The 21,818-nt window shown below is 67.5% G+C and carries 17 protein-coding genes; 6 read left to right on the top strand and 11 right to left on the bottom strand.

From position 1 onward, the window contains the following. Positions 1-11 precede the first annotated feature (11 nt). The 4 genes from IQ782_RS12855 to IQ782_RS12840 all read right to left on the bottom strand — a co-directional run bounded on the left by IQ782_RS12855 (position 12) and on the right by IQ782_RS12840 (position 4,141). The gene (locus IQ782_RS12855) at positions 12-890 is read right to left on the bottom strand and encodes a F0F1 ATP synthase subunit gamma (protein ID WP_194135042.1); all 879 of its coding nucleotides are present in this window, start codon (positions 888-890) and stop codon (positions 12-14) included. Between the two features lie 21 nt (positions 891-911). Further along, a complete protein-coding gene (gene atpA, locus IQ782_RS12850; protein ID WP_194135041.1) occupies positions 912-2,450 on the bottom strand; it encodes a F0F1 ATP synthase subunit alpha in 1,539 nt (512 codons plus the stop codon). Further along, positions 2,451-3,011, bottom strand: coding sequence for a F0F1 ATP synthase subunit delta (locus IQ782_RS12845; RefSeq protein ID WP_338092586.1), 561 nt, complete (start codon positions 3,009-3,011; stop codon positions 2,451-2,453). 380 nt (positions 3,012-3,391) lie between these two features. Beyond that, positions 3,392-4,141 (bottom strand): methyltransferase domain-containing protein, encoded by a 750-nt coding sequence (locus IQ782_RS12840; protein WP_194135039.1) that lies wholly within the window; start codon positions 4,139-4,141, stop codon positions 3,392-3,394. Between the two features lie 74 nt (positions 4,142-4,215). On the opposite strand from IQ782_RS12840, the gene gloB reads away from it, so the two are divergent. Continuing rightward, complete coding sequence (gene gloB, locus IQ782_RS12835) at positions 4,216-4,977, top strand: hydroxyacylglutathione hydrolase (RefSeq protein WP_194135038.1); 762 nt, start codon at positions 4,216-4,218, stop codon at positions 4,975-4,977. 153 nt (positions 4,978-5,130) lie between these two features. Continuing rightward, positions 5,131-7,458, top strand: coding sequence for an ATP-dependent Clp protease ATP-binding subunit ClpA (gene clpA / locus IQ782_RS12830; RefSeq protein WP_194135037.1), 2,328 nt, complete (start codon positions 5,131-5,133; stop codon positions 7,456-7,458). A 127-nt stretch (positions 7,459-7,585) separates the two neighbouring features. On the opposite strand, the gene IQ782_RS12825 is transcribed toward clpA, so the two are convergent. From IQ782_RS12825 to IQ782_RS12815, 3 genes are read right to left on the bottom strand one after another with little or no spacing between them, the layout of a single operon-like run. Then, positions 7,586-9,487: a peptidoglycan -binding protein gene (locus tag IQ782_RS12825; protein WP_194135036.1), complete on the bottom strand. Its 1,902-nt coding sequence runs from the start codon at positions 9,485-9,487 to the stop codon at positions 7,586-7,588. 3 nt (positions 9,488-9,490) lie between these two features. After that, positions 9,491-10,705, bottom strand: coding sequence for a biopolymer transporter ExbB (locus tag IQ782_RS12820; RefSeq protein WP_194135035.1), 1,215 nt, complete (start codon positions 10,703-10,705; stop codon positions 9,491-9,493). A gap of 55 nt (positions 10,706-10,760) precedes the next feature. After that, positions 10,761-11,303 carry a gamma-glutamylcyclotransferase gene (locus IQ782_RS12815; protein WP_194135079.1) on the bottom strand — a complete coding sequence of 181 codons (543 nt, stop codon included), beginning with the start codon at positions 11,301-11,303 and terminating at the stop codon, positions 10,761-10,763. 66 nt (positions 11,304-11,369) lie between these two features. Here IQ782_RS12815 and IQ782_RS12810 point away from each other — a divergent pair, with 66 nt between their 5' ends. Together IQ782_RS12810 and IQ782_RS12805 are read left to right on the top strand one after the other, a co-directional pair. Beyond that, entirely contained in the window at positions 11,370-12,317 is a 948-nt protein-coding gene (locus IQ782_RS12810; RefSeq protein ID WP_194135034.1) for a DUF2125 domain-containing protein, read from the top strand. A gap of 73 nt (positions 12,318-12,390) precedes the next feature. Further along, a complete protein-coding gene (locus IQ782_RS12805) occupies positions 12,391-13,665 on the top strand; it encodes an acetylornithine deacetylase/succinyl-diaminopimelate desuccinylase family protein (RefSeq protein ID WP_194135033.1) in 1,275 nt (424 codons plus the stop codon). 144 nt (positions 13,666-13,809) lie between these two features. Here IQ782_RS12805 and panC read toward each other — a convergent pair whose 3' ends face one another. Both panC and panB read right to left on the bottom strand, forming a co-directional pair. Further along, entirely contained in the window at positions 13,810-14,658 is an 849-nt protein-coding gene (gene panC, locus IQ782_RS12800) for a pantoate--beta-alanine ligase (RefSeq protein WP_194135032.1), read from the bottom strand. After that, positions 14,655-15,488: a 3-methyl-2-oxobutanoate hydroxymethyltransferase gene (gene panB, locus IQ782_RS12795; RefSeq protein ID WP_194135031.1), complete on the bottom strand. Its 834-nt coding sequence runs from the start codon at positions 15,486-15,488 to the stop codon at positions 14,655-14,657. The genes panC and panB overlap by 4 nt, the downstream gene beginning before the upstream one ends. 179 nt (positions 15,489-15,667) lie before the next feature. Between panB and IQ782_RS12790 the strand changes: the two genes are divergently transcribed. Further along, entirely contained in the window at positions 15,668-17,152 is a 1,485-nt protein-coding gene (locus IQ782_RS12790) for an ABC transporter substrate-binding protein (RefSeq protein ID WP_420832644.1), read from the top strand. A 157-nt stretch (positions 17,153-17,309) separates the two neighbouring features. Here the strand turns inward: IQ782_RS12790 and smc are convergent, their stop codons facing one another. After that, on the bottom strand, positions 17,310-20,765 hold the full coding sequence (gene smc / locus IQ782_RS12785; protein WP_194135029.1) for a chromosome segregation protein SMC: 3,456 nt from the start codon (positions 20,763-20,765) through the stop codon (positions 17,310-17,312). 191 nt (positions 20,766-20,956) lie between these two features. On the opposite strand from smc, the gene IQ782_RS12780 reads away from it, so the two are divergent. Beyond that, positions 20,957-21,409, top strand: a complete 453-nt coding sequence (locus tag IQ782_RS12780) for a GNAT family N-acetyltransferase (RefSeq protein ID WP_194135028.1) — start codon at positions 20,957-20,959, stop codon at positions 21,407-21,409. A 5-nt stretch (positions 21,410-21,414) separates the two neighbouring features. Here the strand turns inward: IQ782_RS12780 and IQ782_RS12775 are convergent, their stop codons facing one another. Further along, positions 21,415-21,681, bottom strand: a complete 267-nt coding sequence (locus IQ782_RS12775; RefSeq protein WP_194135027.1) for a hypothetical protein — start codon at positions 21,679-21,681, stop codon at positions 21,415-21,417. Positions 21,682-21,818: the final 137 nt, after the last annotated feature.

The following is a 21,818-nucleotide window of genomic DNA, read 5'->3' as shown; positions in this document are numbered from 1 at the left end:
GTCTCCGGTTCTTAGAGCGCCTCGGCGCCCGAGATGATTTCGATCAGTTCGTTGGTGATGACCGCCTGACGCGAACGGTTGTATTCAATCGTCAGCCTGTCGATCATGTCGCCCGCGTTGCGCGTGGCGTTGTCCATGGCGCTCATCCGAGCCCCCTGTTCCGAGGCCGCGTTCTCCAGCAGAGCCGAGAAGATCTGGGTTGCGACGCCACGGGGCAGGAGATCGGCAAGGATGGCTTCCTCGCCGGGCTCGTATTCGTAGAGCGTGGACCCGCCAGCGTCTCCCTCGGGCGCGTCGAACTGCGCCGGGATCACCTGCTGCGCCATCGGGACCTGAGAGATCACCGACTGGAACTTCGAATAGAAGATGGTCGCCACGTCGAATTCCTCGGCGTCGAAACGAACGAGGATGTCCTTCGCGATGTTCTGGGCGTCGGCGTAGCCGATCTTCTTCACATCGCTCAGGTCGACGTGACCGACGAACAGATCGCCGTAGTCACGCTTGAGCTGCTCGCGGCCCTTCTTGCCGACGGTGAGGATCTTCACCGTCTTGCCAGCGGCCTTGAGCGTTTCGATATGGGTGCGCGCCTTCTTCACGATGGAGCTGTTGAAGCCCCCGCAAAGGCCGCGCTCGGCGGTCATGACGACGAGCAGTTGCACGTCGTCCTTCCCGGTGCCCGAGAGCAGCTTCGGCGCCGTTGCGCTACCGCCCACCGACGCGGCCAGAGCACCGAGCAGCGCGTTGAAGCGCTCGGTGTAAGGCCGCGACATCTCGGCCGCATCCTGTGCCCGCCGCAGTTTTGCGGCGGCCACCATTTGCATGGCCTTGGTGATCTTCCGGGTCGATTTGACCGAGGAGATGCGGTTCTTGAGGTCCTTGAGGCTAGGCATAATCCTGTCCTTTCAGGGCGCTCAGGCGTAGGTCGCGGCGAATTCGTCGAGCACTGCCTTCAGCTTGTCCGCGGGTTCACCCTTGATCTTCGGATCGTCTTTTTCGATCCACTCGAGGATGTCCTTGCGCTGGCCGCGCAGGAACGCGAGCAGGGCAGCCTCGTACTTGCCGACTTCCTTCACCGGAACGTTGTCCAGATAGCCGTTGGTGCCCGCGAAGATGATGCAGACGATCTCGGCGTTGGTCAGCGGCGAGTACTGCGGCTGCTTCATCAGCTCGGTCAGGCGCGCGCCGCGGTTCAGCAGCTTCTGGGTCGAGGCGTCGAGGTCCGAACCGAACTGTGCGAAGGCCGCCATCTCGCGGTACTGCGCGAGCGACAGTTTCACCGGGCCGGCAACCGAGGACATCGCCTTGGTCTGAGCCGAGGAGCCAACGCGCGACACCGACAGACCGGTGTTCACGGCCGGGCGGATGCCCTGGAAGAACAGTTCGGTTTCCAGGAAGATCTGGCCGTCGGTGATCGAGATCACGTTGGTCGGGATGAAGGCCGACACGTCGCCGCCCTGGGTCTCGATGATCGGCAGCGCGGTCAGCGAGCCGGCACCGTGATCCTCGTTCAGCTTCGCCGAACGCTCGAGCAGGCGCGAGTGGAGGTAGAACACGTCGCCCGGATAGGCTTCACGGCCCGGCGGGCGGCGCAGCAGCAGCGACATCTGGCGGTAGGACACGGCCTGCTTGGACAGGTCATCATAGATGATGAGCGCGTGCTTGCCGTTGTCGCGGAAGTACTCTGCCATCGCGGTCGCGGTGTAGGGCGCGAGGTACTGCATCGGAGCCGGGTCGGACGCGGTTGCGGCCACGACGATCGAGTAGTCGATCGCGCCGGTTGCTTCGAGGCGCTTCACCAGCTGCGCAACGGTCGAGCGCTTCTGGCCGACGGCCACGTAGACGCAGTACAGCTTCTTGCTGTCGTCGTCGCCGGCGGCGTCGTTGTACGACTTCTGGTTCAGGATGGTGTCGAGCGCGATCGCGGTCTTGCCGGTCTGGCGGTCGCCGATGATCAGCTCGCGCTGGCCACGGCCGATCGGGATCATCGCGTCGACCGACTTCAGGCCGGTTGCCATCGGCTCGTGCACCGACTTACGCGGGATGATGCCCGGCGCCTTCACGTCGGCGATGCGACGCTCGGATGCTGCGATCGGACCCTTGCCGTCGAGCGGGTTGCCGAGGCCGTCGACCACGCGGCCAAGCAGGGCTTCGCCCGCCGGCACGTCCACGATCGAGTTGGTGCGCTTGACGACGTCGCCTTCCTTGATGTCCCGGTCGGAGCCGAAGATCACCACACCGACGTTGTCCGCTTCCAGGTTCAGCGCCATACCCATGATGCCGCCCGGGAATTCGACCATCTCGCCGGCTTTCACGCTGTCGAGACCGTGGACACGTGCGATGCCGTCACCGACGGACAGCACGCGACCCACTTCTGCGACTTCGGCCTCCTGACCGAAGTTCTTGATCTGCTCCTTTAGGATCGCAGAAATCTCGGCTGCTTGGATACCCATTTATCCGACCTCTTTCATTGCATTCTGGAGGGAGTTGAGCTTCGAGCGGATCGACGTATCGACCATCTTCGAGCCCACCTTAACAACGAGACCGCCGATGAGGCTCTCATCCACGGTCGACTTGATCTTCACGTCCGAGCCGATCTGCGACTTCAGCGTCGCGGCAAGCTCGTTGGCCTGCGCCGGGGTCAGCTCGATGGCAGAGGTCACCTCGGCGGTCACCTCACCCTTCTCTGCCGCGATCATCTCGCGCAGGTGGGCAATGAGCTGCGGCAGCGCGAAGAGACGGCGCTTGGAGGCCATCAGCCCCAGCGTGTTCGTCAGCACGGGCGCGAGGCCCATCTTCGCAGCGATTGCCGTGATTGCCTTGCCCTGCGCTTCGCGGGTGTAGACCGGCGAAGAGATCAGATCCTTCAGCTCAGCGCTTTCACCGAGTGCGGCGGACAGATCGTCGATACCGCTCTCGAGCTTGTCGAGCGCTTTTTCCTCTTTGGCGATCCCAAAGACCGCCGTGGCATAGCGCGCCGCGATGCCGCTGGAGATCGAAGCTGGTTCAGACACGTCCACCCTTCCGATATGAGGCCCCCGCGACGCACGGAAGTAATCCGGCATCCGGAGGCGTTGTCCCTGCCCTGAAGCCCTCAAGGCGTCGAAATCGCCGTCGATCTATCAGAGCGCCGGGGACCTCGCAACATGCTAACGGCCATTTAACCATCTGCGGAGCGTAGCTTTTCCGGTCCCTGATCGGTCTCTCGCGGCATTGCGGCAGACAGGGCTATGGAATGTCTCGCTTTTTCGTGAGCGTTGGAAATAATGCGTCACGAGAGCGCAGTTTTTGATCATGCGTCACGCTAGCGCAAACGTGCCAGACGGGTCACAATCTTAAGGAGATATGTGCTCCTGGAAGCGTTCCGGCGAATCTTTTTGCCCACGATCGCGGCTCAAACCGCCTTGGGCTCCTTGCTCGGGGCGGGGCTCAACACCTCCAGCGGGCTCGGGACGCGCACCCGGTCTCCGATGCCATTGCGCTGCGGCGGGAAGCGCTTCGAGGCGCGCACCATCAGCACTCCTCCAGCCATCACCGCCGGCACCGTCCGGCCAATCCGTTCCCAAGCCGGGGCGGTCTTCATCCAGAAGCGCCGGGTCGAGGGCGGCTGGTAGAGCACCGAGGCATTCGCCACGCGCAGGAAGTCATGGGCCTTGAGCTGGGCGTCGAGCTGGCTGAGCGAATAGGGCCTGCCCTGTCCGAAGGGCGTGCTTTCCGAGCGCGCCCAGAGCCCCGACCGGTTGGGCACGATGAACAGCACTTCGCCCCCCGGCCCGAGCGTGCGGTAGCATTCATCGAGCAGCGCGGTGACATTGTTGCAGGTCTCGAGCCCATGCATGACCACGAGCCGGTCGAGGTGCCCTGTTTCCACCGGCCAGAGCATCTCTTCGGTCAGCACCGAGACGTTCGGCATTCCCGCAGGCCAGCGCATCACCCCCTGCGGCGCAGGCATCAGCGCCATGACCCGGCGGGCCTGGGAAAGATAGGGCCGCAGCACCGGCACGGCAAAGCCGTAGCCCGCCACGTTCAGCCCCTGCGCCTCGGGCCAGAATCGCAGCACCTGGTCGCGTAGGGCGCCGCGCGCCACGCGGCCAAGCGCGCTGCGATAATAGAAGTCGCGAAGCGCCTGCACGTCCGGATGCATTGCGGGCCGTCGTCCCTTGCGTCAGTCTGGGTCACTCTCGCTAGTCACTCTGTCAAAGCCTTGAAGGAAAAGCCATGCCCCTCGAGATCGTCACGGTCCCCTGCCTGAGCGACAACTATGCCTACCTGGTCAACGGGCCGGACGGGGTGATCCTGATCGATGCCCCCGAGGCGGCGCCGATCATGGCGGCGCTCGACGCGCGCGGCTGGACGCTCTCGGCGATTCTCATCACCCACCACCACCACGACCACGTCGGCGGAATCGCCGAACTGCGCGACCGCTACGGCTGCATCGTCATCGGCCCCCGCGCCGAGGCCGCGAAGATTGCGGGGCTGGACGAGCTGGTCGGCGGCGGCGACGAGGTCTCGATCGCGGGCGTCGGGGTGCATGTGATCGATGTGCCGGGCCATACGCTCGGCCATGTCGCCTTCTACATGCCGCAGGCGCAGGCCGCCTTCACCGCCGACAGCCTCATGGCACTTGGCTGCGGACGGCTGTTCGAGGGGGACGCCGAAATGATGTGGGCCTCGATGCAGCGGCTCATGGCGCTGCCGCCGGACACGATGATTTGCTCGGGCCACGAATACACTTCCGCCAACGCCCGATTTGCGCTTACTATTGAACCAGAGAACGCCGAGCTTAAATCTCGGTGTGACGCCATCGCCAAAGCCCGGACAGAGGGGCGACCCACCGCCTCCTGCGCGCTGTCCGAGGAACTGGCCACCAACCCTTTCCTGCGACCGGACTCCCCCGAGATCCGCGAGCGGCTCGGTTTGACCGAGGCGACGAATGCCGTCGTCTTTGCCGAAATCCGCTCCAGGAAAGACCGCTTCTAGGCCGCCGCTTTTCACGCCACGTTGCACCCACCGAGGCAAATGTGAGCGCCGCAAGCCTAGAAAACACTTGAAGGATGGTCCTGATCGACCAAACTTTAACGGTAAGAGGCAATGTTGGGCCCCGTGCCCGACGCAGACAGGAAGGAGCACGCCGTGCCTTCATTCTCGAACACTCTTGAGCAGGCAATTCATTCGGCCCTGGCGCTGGCGAACTCCCGCAGCCACGAATTTGCGACTCTCGAGCACCTTCTCCTGGCCCTCATCGACGAACCCGACGCCGCCCGCGTGATGAAAGCCTGCTCGGTCGACACCGAGGAACTGCGCACCACGCTTGTTGAATTCATCGACGAAGACCTTTCCAACCTGGTCACCGACATCGAGGGATCCGAGGCCGTGCCGACGGCCGCCTTCCAGCGCGTGATCCAGCGCGCCGCGATCCACGTGCAAAGCTCCGGCCGCACCGAGGTGACTGGCGCCAACGTGCTTGTCGCGATCTTCGCCGAGCGCGAGAGCAACGCCGCCTACTTCCTGCAAGAGCAGGACATGACCCGTTACGACGCAGTCAACTTCATCGCCCACGGCGTGGCCAAGAACCCCGCCTACGGCGAGAGCCGCCCGGTCACCGGCGCGCAGGAGTCGGAGGAAGAGACGAAAACCGAGAGCGCACAGGCCTCCGACAACAAGGAGTCGGCACTGGCCAAATACTGCGTGGATCTCAACGCCAAGTCCCGCAAGGGCGACGTGGACCCGCTGATCGGCCGCGAGCATGAAGTGGAGCGTTGCATCCAGGTGCTCTGCCGCCGCCGCAAGAACAATCCGCTGCTGGTGGGCGACCCCGGCGTCGGCAAGACCGCCATCGCCGAAGGTCTGGCGCGCAAGATCGTCAGCGGCGACACCCCCGAGGTGCTCTCGAACACCACCATCTACTCGCTCGACATGGGCGCGCTGCTCGCGGGCACCCGCTACCGCGGCGACTTCGAAGAGCGGCTGAAGGCCGTGGTGACCGAGCTCGAGGAACACCCCGACGCGGTGCTGTTCATCGACGAGATCCACACGGTGATCGGTGCCGGCGCGACCTCGGGCGGTGCCATGGACGCCTCGAACCTCCTGAAGCCCGCGCTTCAGGGCGGCAAGCTGCGCACCATGGGCTCCACCACCTACAAGGAGTTCCGCCAGCACTTCGAGAAGGACCGCGCGCTCAGCCGCCGGTTCCAGAAGATCGACGTGAGCGAGCCTTCGGTCGAGGACGCGGTGAAAATCCTCAAGGGCCTCAAGCCCTATTTCGAGGAGCACCACTCGGTCAAATACACCCAGGATGCGATCCGGACCGCGGTCGAACTGTCGGCCCGCTACATCAATGACCGCAAGCTGCCCGACAAGGCCATCGACGTCATCGACGAGGCCGGCGCCGCGCAGCACCTGGTGGCCGAGAGCAAGCGCCGCAAGACCATCGGCACCAAGGAGATCGAGGATGTGGTCGCCAAGATCGCCCGCATCCCCCCGAAGAACGTCTCCAAGAACGACGCCGAGGTGCTCAAGGACCTCGAAGCGACGCTCAAGCGCGTGGTCTTCGGTCAGGACAATGCCATCGAGGCGCTGTCCTCGGCGATCAAGCTGGCCCGTGCCGGCCTGCGCGAACCCGAGAAGCCGATCGGCAACTACCTCTTCGCCGGCCCCACGGGCGTCGGCAAGACCGAGGTGGCCAAGCAGCTTGCGTCCAGCCTGGGCGTGGAACTGCTGCGCTTCGACATGTCCGAGTACATGGAGAAGCACGCGGTCAGCCGTCTGATCGGCGCGCCTCCGGGCTATGTCGGCTTCGACCAGGGTGGCCAGCTCACCGATGGCGTGGACCAGCACCCGCACTGCGTGCTCCTGCTCGACGAGATCGAGAAGGCGCACCCGGATGTCTACAACATCCTGCTGCAGGTGATGGACCACGGCGCGCTGACCGACCACAACGGCCGGACCGTGGACTTCCGCAACGTGATCCTCATCATGACCTCCAACGCCGGTGCGGCGGAGCAGGCCAAGGCGGCGATCGGCTTCAACCGTGACCGCCGCGAGGGCGAGGACACCGCCGCCATCGAGCGGACCTTCACGCCGGAATTCCGCAACCGTCTGGACGCGGTGATCAGCTTCCAGCCGCTGCCGAAAGAGGTGATCCTCTCGGTTGTCGAGAAGTTCGTTCTGCAACTCGAAGCACAGCTCATGGACCGCAACGTCGCCATCGAGCTCACCAAGCCGGCGGCCGAATGGCTGGCCGACAAGGGCTACGACGACAAGATGGGGGCGCGTCCCCTGGGTCGGGTCATTCAGGAGAACATCAAGAAGCCGCTGGCCGAGGAGTTGCTCTTCGGCAAGCTGGTCAAGGGTGGTCTCGTGAAGGTTACGGTCAAGGACGACAAGCTCGTGCTGAAGACAGAAGGCCCGGACAAGCTGCGGCTCTCCTCGCGCAAGCCGCCGCTGCTGACCGCCGACTGAGACACGGCCTGATCAAGTGAAACCTCCCCGCCAGGACCCTGGCGGGGAGGTTTTCTTTTGTCCCTATGGTAGCTTGGCCAAACAGACGTCGTCGGCCTACGGTCGCGCCAGTGCCGCCGCCCCTGCCCTACTTCTCGGTCAGCTTCAACTCGATCCGGCGATTCTGCGCCTTGGCCGCCTCGCTGCCGTCGGTGTTCAACGGCTGGAACTCCCCGAAACCGTTGGCCGACAGGCGCTGCGGTGGGATGCCCTCGTTCTGCACCATGTAGCGCACCACCGACAGCGCCCGCGCCTGGCTGAGTTCCCAGTTGTCGGCAAAAGGCGCCCCGGGGCGCAGCGGCGTGTCGTCCGTGTGGCCGTCCACCCGCAGGATCCAGTTGATCCCCGGCGGGATGTCGCGCGCGATGGTGCGGATCAGCCCTGCGATCTTCGAGATCTCCTGCTCGCCAACCACCGACAGTGTTGCCCCACCCGGCGGAAACAGCACCTCGGAGGAGAAGACGAAGCGGTCCCCCTCGATGCGCACGCCTTCCTGCTGGCCGACCACCTCGCGCAGGCGTCCGAAGAACTCCGAGCGGTAGCGCTCGAGATCCTGCGCCTGCGCTTCGAGCCGCTTGCGCTCGGCCTCCTCGAGCTGCCGGCGCTTGCGCTCCTCGGCGGCGACACGGGCCAGCGCGGCGTTGAGGTCCGATCCGAGGTTCTGGATCTGCACCTGTGCCTCGGCATCCTTCTCGCGGCTGTCGTCGAGCAGCCCCTGCAATTGCGACAGCTGCGTGCGCAGCGCCGCGACCTGCTGGTTCAGCAGTTCCGACTGCTTCTGCGCGGCGCTGGCGCGATCGTCGCTGGCTTCGAGCTCCTGACGGGCCTGCGCCAGCAGCGCCTGCTGGCGCTCGTCGTCGCTCAGCCCCTCGGCCAGCTTCGCCTCGGCGGCGGCCTTGGCGGCCAGCGCCGCCGTCAGCCGGTCGCGCACCTGCTGGGCATCCAGCTCGACGTCGCTCTGCGCCGCCAGCGTCTCGGCCAGCTTTACCTGCGCCGCGTCCCGCTCCGCGCGCGCCGTCGCCAGATCGCTGCGCAGGCTGGCAAGCTCGCCCTGCGCCGTGTCGCCACTCTGCTGCGCCTGCGACAGCTCGGTTTCGAGCGCGACGATCCGCGCCTCGAGCTCGTTGCTGTTGTCCGCGGCCAGCGCCGCCGCCAGCCGGGCGTTCAGCTCGGATTCGCCCTCGCGCGCCGCTGCGAGCAGGGTCAGCGTGTCTTCGGCCTGCTTGCGCTGCTGCTCGAGCGAGAGGGTCATCGCGGTCAGCTCCGCCTGCGCGCCCTCGAGCCGCTTGCGCAGCGCGGCGGCGGCCTCGGATTCGGCGAGCTTGCGCTGCTCCTCGTCGGTCAGATCCTGTTGCAGCGCCTCGACCTGCGCCGAGAGCCCGCCCAGCTGCACCTCCTGCTCGGAATTCTTGGCCCGCAGGTCGGCAAGGAGCGCCTCCATCGCCTCTCGCTTGGCCGCGTCGAGCCGCGCGGCTTCGGTCTGCGCGTCCATCTCCGACCGGGCCGAGGCCAGCGCGGTTTCGAGCGCATCGCGATCCGAGGTCAGCTCGTCCTTCTCGGCACTGAGCGCGGTGATGGCCTGCTGCGCCCCGTCGCGTTCAGCGATCAGCGACGCCACCTGTTCCTCGAATGAGGCAATGCGCCCCTGCTGATCATCGCGCTGCGCGGTGAGCGCGGCGATGATCGACTGCTGCTCGGCCAGCTGGGTGGCATTGTCTGACAGCGTCGCCTCCAGCTCACCGAGCTGGTTGGTCAACGCGGTGTTCTTGCGCTCCTGCACCCCCAGCGCCTGCGCCAGGGCGGCAAGCTCGCCCGACAGGCTGCTCAACTCGGTTTCCTGCCCGGTGATCGTCTCGCGCAGCACGAACTGGATCACCATGAAGATGGTGAGCACGAACATCAGCACCAGCAAAAGCCCGGTCATCGCATCGACGAAACCGGGCCAGATATTGGCCTGCAGACGGGCTCCGGTGCGGCGCGACAGGGGCATGGATCAGCCCTCGGATCCGCCGGAGCGCGCCGGGCCGGGTCGGACCGCGCGCACCTGCGGGGCTTGCGGTCGCGCCATCTGGCCGATCACGCGGGTCAGCGTGGCAAGATCGGTGCGCAGCTCGGCCATGCTCTCCTGCCGCCCGGCGGCCACCTCTTCCAGCAACCTCAGCATCTGGACGTCGATCGAACGCAGACGCATCCGGCTTTCCGCATCCAGCCCCTCGGCGCTCTCGCGGCTTTCCAGAACCTCGATCAGCCGCTCCTGCCCCTCGGCGATGCGCGCCAGCGAGTTGTTCGACGGCGCCGTCGCCTCAAGCCGCTCGGTCATCCGTTCGATGGAATCGGCCAGTTGCCCGAGCCGCCCTTCGATCTCCATCCGGCCCTGCTCGCTCTCGGCGTAGAGCGCGCTCATCCGTTCCATCTGCTCGGTCATCTGGTCGAGCACCATGCCGATCAGCGCCTCGTCGCCGCTGCCCTCGCCCTCGCCCGAGCTGAAGCTGAGCTTGGTGATCGAGCTCAGCCATTCTTCCAGCTCCCGGTAGAAGCGGTTCTGCCCATGCCCGGCGAAGAGCTCGAGCAGGCCGACGATCAGCGACCCGGCAAGGCCGAGCAGCGAGGAGGCAAAGGCCACGCCCATGCCGCCGAGTTGCCCCTCGAGCCCGCTCATCAGCCGCGAGAAGGTCTGCACCCCACTCTCGCCATCCTTGGGCACGAGGCTGCGGATGGTATCGACCAGCGCCGGAACCGTGGTGGCCAGCCCGTAGAAGGTGCCCAGAAGCCCGAGGAAGATCAGCAGCGAGACGATATAGCGGGTGATCTCGCGCGCTTCGTCGATCCGCGTCGCCACCGAGTCGAGGATCGAGCGGGTCGAGGTGGTGGTGATCTGCAGCCGCTTGTCGTGCCGCCGCAGCAGCGCCGCCAGGGGTGCCAGCAGGCGCGGCGGGCGGGCACCCGCGTCGCGGCCCGAGGCAAAGCCCTCGATCCAGCGCACCGAGGTGATCAGCTGCGCCACCTGCAGGAAGCAGGCCAGCACGCCCAGGACAAAGACGAAGAGGATGAAGCCGTTGAGGTAGGGGTTCGATTGGAACACAGGCAGAACGCGCGGCAGCACAAGCACCGCGCCCGCGCCGCACAGGCCGAGCACCGCCAGCATCAGGGTGATCTGGCGGATCGGTTGGCTGAAATGGGCCTCTGCCTCAAGATTGCGTCGGTCCATCTGGGGCACCCGATTTTGGCAAAATTCTGTTTTGCAGCCTATGGCTTCGCCATGATCAAGCCAAGCCGTTATCGGTCAGGCCGCGTACACGATCCGCCAACCAGTGCAGCTCGGCATCAGGAATGCCCAGATGTTCCAGATGCGAAGCGGTGTTGTAGAGATATTCGCTGTTCGGCCCGCGTCCGCCGATCGCCTGCGCGATGATCCGCGCCTGCTCCTCGAGGTCGAGCCCGCCGCAATATTGCACGTGGTCCGGGTCGATGATGTAGGTCACCGCCTCCACCGAGCGCCCGTCCTGTAGGGCCAGAGGAATCACCGCCTCGTAATAGGCTGCCGAGACCAGCTCGCGCTCGCGCAGGTATTCCAGGGTTGCGCTTTCCGTTCCCGGCCGCGCGCGCAGCGCCAGCCCCTCGCAGGAGGCGGCATGCTCCTCGTCGAGCGCCAGCACCAGCCCCGGCGCCTCGGGCGTGCCGCGATGATGGATCGAGCGCATGCAGAACGAACGCCGGTATCCGGGCAGCGTGGCATGCACGCTCTCGGCCACCGGAAAGCCGGGGTTCCAAAGAAGTGAGCCATAGCCGAAGACCCAAAGCGCCATCATTCTGGTCCTTTCCGCATGTGGGCTGTAAACACCAATCCTGTCCGTCAGAAAAGGGGGCGCAAGGTGAAGAAGCTGTTGACTGCCGTGATCGTGGCCGCGCTGGCCTGGTCCGGGTTCTGGTTCGTTTCGGTGCATTTCGAACGCAAGGCGATCGATGGCTGGATGGAAGCGCGCCGGGCCGAGGGCTGGACTGCCAGCTACGAGGATCTCTCGTTCCAGGGCTTTCCCAACCGCGTCGATGCGCGGCTGAGCGGGCTGGTGCTGGAAAGCCCCGAGGGCCTGCGCTGGCAGGCGCCCTTCGTCGACATCTACCGCCTCGTCTACAATTTCGGCCATGAGATCCTCGCCTTCCCGCCGCAGATGACCGTGACCACCCAGCTTGGCGAGACCGAGGTCGCCTCGGACGGGATGCGCGCCAGCTTCATCCACGAGGGCGACATCGTGGTGCGCGCTAATTTCGAGGCGCAGACCCTGAACCTCACCGGCGCCACCACCGCGGCGCTGGCCGGGCTGACCGCCGCGCTCACCCGCGACGAGGGGGAGGACACCAGCTACCGGATTGCCGTCGGCGCCGACGCCATCGCCGGTTCGGGCGGGCGCGTGGCCGATGCGATCCGGCTCGACGCGGGCTTCGACACCGACCTGCCGCTGCGCGTCGGCCAGCAGGCCGGCCCGCATCCGCAGCCGCTGCGCGTGGACCTGCGCCTCGCCGAGTACAAGGTCGACGACCTGCAGCTGAAGGTCGCGGGGGACGTGGACGTGGATGACGATGGCCGCCTCGACGGTCAGGTGACGGTGAAGGCGGTGAACTGGCGCGAGATGATCGATATCGCCCGCCAGAGCGGCCAGCTGCCCGAGGGCATGGCGCAGGCGCTGGAAGACGGGCTCGGCCTCGTCGCCGGCCTCTCGGGCAACCGCGACACGCTGGACCTGCCGCTGACCCTCGACGGGGGCATCGCCCGGCTCGGCCCGATCCCGCTCGGCGAGGCACCGCGGTTGCGCTTCCCCTGAGGTGCCGCCCCCGGAACGCAACGGCTTTGCTGCAACGCTTGCGCGGCGCGGCAAAGCCGGGAACACTGCGGCCATGAGAGACACATCCAGCCGCCTCGAAGACCGCATTGCCGACAAGCGTGACGAGCTGATCGCGCTCACGCAGGCACTCGTCCGCATTCCGACGCTGAACCCGCCGGGGCAATATTACCGCGACATCTGCGACCTGCTCGAGCGCCGCCTCGCGGCGCGCGGCTTCGCCTGCACGCTGGTCCGCGCGGAAGACGCGCCCGGCGACAGCGACCGCTACCCGCGCTGGAACATCGTCGCCCGCCGCGAGGGCCCGCGCCCCGGCGACTGCGTGCACTTCAACTCGCATCACGACGTGGTCGAAGTGGGTGCCGGCTGGACCCGCGATCCCTTCGGCGGCGCGCTCGAGGGCGACCGCATCTACGGCCGCGGCACCTGTGACATGAAGGGCGGGCTCGCCGCCTCGATCATCGCCGCCGAGGCCTTCCTCGAAGAGCATCCCGACTTTGCCGGCGCGGTGGAGATCAGCGCCACGGCGGACGAGGAATCCGGCGGCTACGGCGGCGTGGCGCACCTCGCGAAGGAGGGCTGGTTCTCGCCGCAGCGCGTGCAGCACGTGATCATCCCCGAGCCGCTCGACAAGCACCGCATCTGCCTCGGCCACCGCGGTGGCTGGTGGGCCGAGATCGAGACCAAGGGCGAGATCGCCCATGGCTCCATGCCCTTCCTCGGCGACTGCGCGATCCGCCACATGGGTGCCGTGCTCGACGCCTTCGAGGAAACGCTCTTCCCCGCCATGGCCGCCCGCACCACCGAGATGCCCGTGGTCCCCGAGGGCGCGCGCCATTCGACGATGAACATCAACTCGATCCACGGCGGGCAGGACGAGCGGCACGAGGGGCTGCCGGCGCATTGCGTGCCCGACAGCTGCCGCATCGTGATCGACCGGCGCTTCCTCATCGAGGAGACGGTGGAGGGCGTGCAGGAGGAAGTGGTGGGCCTCCTGGAAGACCTGAAAGCCCGCCGCCCGAATTTCGATTACGAAATACGGGAAATCAACCGCGTCATCCCCTCGATGACCGAGAAGTCCGCCCCGGTGGTCACCACCGTTGCCGAGGCCATCCGCGAGGTACTGGGGCAGGACGCCACTTACGTCGCCTCGCCCGGCAGCTACGACCAGAAGCACATCGACCGCATCGGCAAGCTGAAGAACTGCATCGCCTACGGGCCGGGCGTGCTGGAACTTGCGCACAAGCCCGACGAATGGATCGGTGTCACCGACATGCTCGACAGCGCCCGCGTCATGGCCCGCAGCCTCGACCGGCTGCTGCTGCGCTGAGCCTCTCCCGGTGCGCCTGTCCCGGCGTCGGACTACCTCCGGCGCGGGGATATGTCTGCCTCGACGCCCCCCGAGGACCGCCGCCCCTGCTTCTTCTAGGATCAAGTATCCCGGGGGTCCGGGGGCAGCGCCCCCGGTCCGGCGTCATCCCACCGCGATATTGTCGATCAGCCGCACCCCGCCCAGCCAGGCGGCGGCAAGCAGCCGCGCCGGGCGGGTGGGATGCTCGAGCGTCTGCAGCCCGTCGGCGGCGCGCAGCTCGATGTATTCCAGCTTGGTGAACCCCGCCTCGCGCAGCGCCGCCTCGGCCTGGAAGCGCACCGGGCCCAGGCTCTCGCCGTCCGACAGGCGCTCGGCCACTTGCCGCAGCACCCGGTTCAGGGCGGGCGCGACGGCGCGGGACTCGGGCGGCAGCAGCACGTTGCGCGACGACAGCGCAAGCCCGTCCGGCTCGCGCACCGTCGGGCAACCGATGACCTCGGTCAGCAGGTCGAGATCGCGCGCCATGCGGGTGACCACCTGCAACTGCTGGAAATCCTTTTCGCCGAAATAGGCGCGGTCGGCGAGGGTCTGCAGGAAAAGCTTCGCACAGACCGTCGTGACCCCGTCGAAATGCCCCGGCCGGTGCGAGCCGCAAAGCCCCTCGGTCAGCCCGGTCACCGAGACCGTGGTGGCAAAGCCCTCGGGGTAGATCTGGTCCGGCCCCGGCACGTAGATGGCATCCACCGCGAAGGGCGCCAGCTTCTCGGCGTCGGCCAGCTCGGTGCGCGGGTAGTTCTCGAGGTCGGCAGCATTGTTGAACTGCTTGGGATTCACGAAAATCGTCACGATCACCCGGTCGCAGCCGGCCTTGGCCGACTCGACGAGGCTGAGGTGCCCCGCATGCAACGCCCCCATGGTGGGCACCACGCCGATGCTCTCGCCCGCACGTTTCCAGCCGAGCACCGCCGCACGCAGCGCCGCCTTGGTTCGCAGAATGGGAGGGGGGGTCATCGTGTCTTCTCCGGAGCCTCTTCGGCAAAGAGATGCTCGGGGCCGGGAAACTCCCGCGCCCGCACCTCGGCCGCATATTCCTCGATCGCCGCCTCGGCCTGGTGGCCAAGCGCGGCGTAGCGTTTCACGAATTTCGGGGTGAAGGCGGTGAAGGCCCCCAGCATGTCATCGACCACGAGGATCTGCCCGTCGCAGCCCGCCGAGGCGCCGATGCCGATGGTGGGAATCGGCAGATCGGCGGTGACCCGGTCGGCCAGCGCCGCCGGCACCTTCTCGAGCACCACCGCAAAGCCGCCCGCCTCCGAGACCGCACGGGCATCGGCGATCAGCGCCTCGGCCGCCGCGCCGCGCCCCTGCACCTTGTAGCCGCCAAGCGTGTGGATCGACTGCGGCGTCAACCCGACATGGCCCATGACCGGGATGCCGCGCCGCACGAGGAAGCGGATGGTGTCTTCCATGGCCACACCCCCCTCGAGCTTGACCGCCGCCGCGCCGGTCTCGGCCATCAGCCGCGCGGCGTTGCGAAAGGCCTGCTGCGGGCTCTCCTCGTAGCTGCCGAAGGGCATGTCCACGACCATCATCGCCTTGTCGAGACCGCGTTTCACCGCCTGTCCGTGCAGGATCATCATCTCCAGCGTGACCCCGAGCGTCGAGGGCAGCCCGTGCAGCACCATGCCGACGGAGTCGCCGACCAGCACGAAGTCGCAGTGGGCGTCCATCGCCTGCGCCATCGGGGTGGTATAGGCGGTGAGGCTGACCAGCGGCACGCCGCCCTTGCGGGCGCGAATATCCTCGGGCAGCGGGGCGCTCTTGCGGGCCGTCGCGCTCATCGATGTCTCCTCTCGATCCCGGCGCCCGGTCCGATCCTCCCCGGGCTGGCGCCGTGTAACAGGCCCGGCGGCTCCGATCCAGCCTGCAAACCGTGTCGCCGCTTGCACAAACGGGGAATTTGCGCGCAGTCTTGACCCGAGTTCCGCTTGCCGACCCCGACACAGGAGTTGCCTTTCCGATGACCCGACCGATGACCCGTATCAGCCTCTCCATTGCCGCGCTGCTGCTCGGTGGCACCGCCGCGCTTGCCCAGCAGGACGATCTGATCATCGCCCTGCAGCTCGAGCCGCCGCATCTCGACCCGACCTCGGCCGCCGCCGGGGCCATCGACTCGGTGCTCTACAGCAACGTCTTCGAGGGGCTGACCAAATTCGCCGAGGATGGCTCGATCCACCCCGGTCTCGCGCAGAGCTGGGACATCTCCGAGGATGGCACCAGCTACACCTTCCACCTGCACGAGGGCGTCACCTTCCACGACGGCAGCGCGATGGACGCCGAGGACGTCAAGTTCAGCCTCGACCGCGCCCGCGCCGAGGACAGCCAGAACGCGCAGAAGGCACTCTTCGCGGGCATCGAGGAGGTCACCGTTCTCGACCCGCTGACCGTGCAGGTCACCCTCGGGGCCCCCGACGGCGCCTTCCTGTTCAACATGGCCTGGGGTGACGCGGTGATCGTCGCGCCCGAGAGCATCGAGGGGATCAAGTCCCACCCCGTCGGCACCGGCCCCTTCGCCTTCACCAGCTGGACGCAGGGCGACAGCATCAGCCTCGATCGCAACGCGGCCTACTGGGGCCAGGCCCCGGCGCTGAACCATGTCACCTTCCGCTTCATCTCGGACCCGACCGCCGCCTTCGCCGCGATGATGGCGCAGGACATCGACGCCTATGCCGGCTTCCCGGCGCCCGAGAACCTGCCGCAGTTCGAGGCCGACCCGCGCTTCCAGGTGCTGGTCGGCTCGACCGAGGGCGAGACCATCCTGGCGATGAACAACGGTCAGGAGCCGTTCGACGATCCGCTGGTGCGCGAGGCAGTGGCCCATGCCATCGACCGGCAGGCGATCATCGACGGGGCGATGTTCGGCCTCGGCACGCCGATCGGCACGCATTTCGCGCCGCACAACCCCGATTACGTCGATCTCACCGACCTGTCAGCCTATGATCCCGAGAAGGCGAAGACGCTGCTGGCGGACGCGGGCTATCCCGACGGCTTCACCACCACGCTCAAGCTGCCGCCGCCCTCCTACGCCCGTCGCGGCGGCGAGATCATCGCCGCGCAGCTGCGCGCCGTGGGCATCCAGACCGAAATCACCAACCTCGAATGGGCGCAATGGCTCGAGGAGGTGTTCCGTGGCAAGGACTTCGGCCTGACCATCGTCAGCCATACCGAGCCAATGGACATCAACATCTACGCGCGGCCGGACTACTACTTCCAGTATGACAACCCGGCGTTCCAGGAGCTGATGGCGCGACTCACCGCGACCACCGATCCGGCGGCGCGCTCGGAACTGCTGAAACAGGCGCAGCGGGTCATTGCCGAGGACCACGTCAACGCCTTCCTCTTCCAGCTCGCCTTCCCGACGGTGGCGGACGCGAGGCTGCACGGCTTGTGGAAGAACCAGCCGACGCAGGCCACCGATCTCACCGGGGTTTCCTGGGGCGAGTGAGCTGAAGGTCAAAGCGGGGGCTCTGCCCCCGCACCCCCGGGATATTTCCGCCTAGAAGAAACGAGGGCGCCGCGCCGGTCCTCCCGGCGGGGGCTTCTTCTAGGCTAAAGTATCCCCGCCGGAGGCATCTGGCGGGCCCGGCCCTCGCGGCGCCGGGTCAGGCGACCAGCCGTTCCGCCCGTTTCAGATCCACCGAGACCAGCTGGCTGACGCCCTGTTCCTGCATGGTGACGCCGAACAGCCGGTCCATCCGGCTCATCGTCACCGCGTGGTGGGTGATGATCAGGAAACGGGTCTCGGTGCGGCGGCACATTTCGTCGAGCAGGTCGCAGAAGCGCGTGACGTTGGCGTCGTCGAGCGGCGCGTCGACCTCGTCGAGCACGCAGATCGGCGCCGGGTTGGCAAGGAACACCGCGAAGATCAGCGCCAGCGCGGTCAGCGTCTGCTCGCCGCCCGAAAGCAGCGAGAGCGTCGAGAGCTTCTTGCCCGGCGGCTGGCACATGATCTCGAGCCCGGCCTCGAGCGGGTCGTCGCTCTCGACCATGACGAGGTTGGCCTCGCCGCCGTTGAACAGATGGGTGAACAGCAGGCGGAAATTGGCGTTGACCTGCTCGAAGGCGGTCAGCAGCCGCTCGCGCCCCTCGCGGTTCAGCGAGGAGATGCCCGACCGCAGCGTGCGCACCGCCTCCTCGAGGTCGGTCTTTTCCTGCACCAGCGTGTCGTGCTCGGTCCGCACCTCGCGGGCGTCCTCCTCGGCGCGCAGGTTGACAGCGCCGAGCGCATCGCGCTGGCGCTTGAGCCGGTTCACGTCGGCTTCCGCCGCCTCGGAGGCGGGCATCTCGGCCGGCGCAACGTCGAGCCGCGCCAGCAGCTTCTCGGGGGTGGTCTCCTGCTCGTCGTCGATGCGTTCGGCGGCCGCGGCAACCATCTCGCGCGCCGCCTCGACCCTGGCCTCGGCGCCGGCGCGGGCTTCGCGGGCCTCGGAAGCCGTGCGTTCGGCATCCCGCTCGGCGGCGATGGCGGCGCGCATGGCGCTCTCAGCCGCCGCAAGCCGGTTCGACGCCAGGCTGCGGCGCTCCTCGGCCTCTTCGATCGAACGGGCGAGATCCTCGCGGCGCCCTGCCAGCGCATCCGGCACCGCCCGCGCCTCGGCCAGCTCGCGCTCGTGCACGGCCTTCCGCTCGGCCAGCTCGGCGCTGCGCTTCTCGGCGGTCTCGAGCCGGTGGCGCCAGCCCGAAAGGTCCTTGGTCACGTTCTGCTGGCGGCCCTTGCGGGCCTCGCCCTCGCGGCGCAGCTCGTCATGCGCCGAGCGGCGGGTCATCATGGTCATGCGGGCCGCCTCGACGGTCATCCGCACGTCCTCGGCCAGCGCGCGGGCGCTTTCCAGATCGCCCAGTTCCGACAGGCCGCGTTCGGCCTCCAGCACCTGCCTGCGCGCCGCCTCGGCCTCCCCCTCGTGGCGGCTCACCGCCAGCCCCAGGCTCTCCAGCCGGCTCTCGGCCAGGCTGCGCTCGCTCTCGGCACGGTTGAAGGTGCGCATCGCCTCGTTGACCTCTCGGTCGGCCTCGCGGCGGGTCTCGCGCGCCACCTTGTCGGCGCGGGTGAGATCGGCAAGCCGCGCCGACAGCGCGTCATGCGCCCCGCGGGCGGCCTCGACCCGCGCCTCGGCACGCGCCAATTCCTGCGTCAGCTCCTCGAGCCGGTTGAGCTGCTCGAGCCGCAATGCGGCGGCCGAAGGCGCATCCTCGGCTGAAGCCCGGAACCCATCCCAGCGCCAGAGATCGCCCCCGCGGCTGACCAGCCGCTGACCTGGCTTCAGCAGCGCCTGCAGCCGCGCGCCCTCGGCCCGGTCGACAAGGCCGACCTGACTCATCCGGCGCATCAGCACGCCCGGCACGGTGACATGATGCGCCAGCGGCGCGCTGCCCTCGGGCAACAACTGCTGGCTTTCGTAGCGCGGCAGCTCGACCCAGCCAGAGGAGGCGTCGGCCCCCACTTCGGGAACGCGCAGATCGTCGGCCAGCGCGGCACCGAGCGCTTTCTCGAAGCCGGGTGCCACCTGCAGACGGTCGAGGACCTGCCCGCCCTCGGCGGTGTCGCGCTCCAGCAGACGGCTGAGCGCGCCGGCCTCGGCGCGGAGCGCGCTTGCCTCGCCCTCTGCCTCGGAGCGGTCGGCGCGGGCCTCGGCTTCGCGCGACTGGCAATCGGTGCGCGCCTCGTCGGCCTGCGCCAGCAGTTCCTCGGCCCGGGCGGCCATGGCCTGCGCCGCCTCGGACCGCTCCTGCGCATTCTCCATGGCGCCGGTCGCCTCGGCCAGTGCTCCGCGCGCCGTGGCCACCGCGTCACGCGCCTTGCCCGCCTCACCCTCGTGGCGGCCCAGAGCCTTGCGAAGGTCGGCGAGGTAACGATGCGCCGACTGGTGGCGGGCGGCCAGCCGCGCGACGTCCTCGGTCTGCTGTGTCAGCGCCGCCTCGCGGTCCTGCAGAACTGACGAGGCCTCGGAGGCCGCATCGGCCGCATCGGCCAGCCGGTCGTCGTGGCCCTCGGCGGCCTTGGCCAGTTCGCGCGCCTCCCATTCGAGCTGCGCGATGGTTTCGCCCGCGTCGCGATTGAGCGCGCCCTCGCGCTCGATGTCATGGGCAATCTGTTCGATCCGGCGGGTCAGCGTCTGAATGCTGTCCTGCGCCCGCGCCTCTTGCTCGGCCAGCGCGTCGCGCTGTACGGCGAGCCGTTGCAGGATGGCGGCGGCGATCGCCTCCTCCTCGCGCAGGGGCGGCAGCGCCTCGTCGCGCTCGGCGCGCTCGCGCTCGGCGGCGCGGGCGGCGCTCTCGGCCTGTGCGGCTGCCGTCACGAGGCTGCGCAACACCGCCTCGGCCGCCTGCCGGGCCTCTTCGGCTTCCATCCAGCGGCGGTAGAGCAGCAGCCCCTCGGCCTGGCGCAACTCCGTGCCGATGGCACGGTAGCGCTGCGCCTGCCGGGCCTGCCGGTCGAGCGTTCCGAGCTGAGACGCCAGTTGCTCGATCACGTCATCGACCCGCAGCAGATTGGCCTCGGTGTTGTTCAGCTTCAGCTCCGCCTCGTGGCGGCGCTGGTAGAGACCCGAGATGCCGGCGGCCTCCTCGAGGATGCGGCGGCGGCTCTTGGGCTTGGCGTTGATCAGCTCGGAGATCTGCCCCTGCCGCACCAGCGCGGGCGAATGCGCGCCAGTCGAGGCATCGGCAAACAGCATCTGAACGTCGCGCGCCCGCACGTCCTTGGCGTTGACCTTGTAGGCCGAGCCGACGTCACGGGTGATGCGGCGGACGATCTCGAGCTGGTCCTGGTCGTTGAACCCCGCAGGGGCCAGCCGATCGCCGTTGTCGATCGTCAGCGCCACCTCGGCGAAGTTGCGGGCCGGGCGGGAATGCGCCCCGGCAAAGATCACGTCTTCCATGCCCGCGCCGCGCATCGCCTTGGCGCGGTTCTCGCCCATCACCCAGCGCAGCGCCTCGAGCAGGTTGGACTTGCCACAGCCGTTCGGACCGACAACGCCTGTCAGCCCGTCCGCGATGACCAGATCCGTCGGATCGACGAAACTCTTGAAGCCCGTCAGTCGAAGCCGTGTGAACTGCAATGCCGTGTCCTGATTCCGAAGTTAACCCCGAATTTGCCGCCCCGCCGGGAGATGTGTCAAACGCTTTGCCCCGGATGTGGCGGGCGCTTGCCAGTTGTCCACAACATATTGCGGGTGCCGCGCCGTCTTTCTGGGTTGACCGCAGCGCAGGCCCGGCCAATATCGCACCCCATGGCCAGAGGAAAGCTTTGATGTCGGTGACCATTCGTCCTGTTTCTCCCCGCGATCCGAACGCCGAGGCGCTGCTGCTGGCGAGCCACGCGCTGATGGAGTCGCTGTTTCCGCCAGAGGACAACTACTTCCTCGACATCGACGCGCTTTGCACCCCGGCCATCACGCTGTTCGGTGCCGAGGAAAACGGCGTGTTGCTCGGCTGCGCCGCCATCGCGCGCAAGGATGGCTACGCCGAGGTGAAATCGATGTTCGTCAGCCCCGAGGCGCGCGGCCTGGGACTTGCGCGGCGGTTGCTGGACCAGCTCGAGGCCGTGGCGCGCGAAGAGGGCATCCCCCTCCTGCGGCTGGAAACCGGCGATAAGCTCCCGGCTGCGCTGGCGCTTTATGAAAGCGCCGGCTTCGCGCCCTGCGGTGCCTTTGGCGGCTACGTCGAGAACAACTCGAGCCTGTTCTACGAAAAGCCGCTCTGAGCGGTTCAGCCGCACCACGGTTGGCCCGCCGCGGCGAGAAGATCACAAGCCACGTGGCGCCCGCGTGGGGTCTTCGGCGCGGCGGCACCATGACAGGACAGCCCAATCTCCAGCATCGACGGATCGCCGATCACCCACTCGGGCCGACATCCGCTTTCGCGGGCCACCGCGATCTGCCCGCGCCGCGCGACCTCTTCGAAGTTGGGCGGGAACATCGGGCTGACGCGCACGACCTCGGCGCGATCCGCTTTCAAGCGCAACACGAAGCGCATGCCCTCGACCTCGGTGTGCCGCGGAGCGACCCCGCCGTAGCCAGGTGACGCGACCTGCCCGGCGCATCCCGTCAGCAACGCAAGCGTCATACCAAGCCAGGCGCCAGTTGCGGCACCGGGCGACAAGCGTACACCCG

It is taken from the genome of Salipiger mangrovisoli (assembly GCF_015223355.1).
GTDB classification, from domain to species: domain Bacteria; phylum Pseudomonadota; class Alphaproteobacteria; order Rhodobacterales; family Rhodobacteraceae; genus Salipiger; species Salipiger mangrovisoli.
This window is presented reverse-complemented; position numbering and strand designations above follow the sequence as displayed.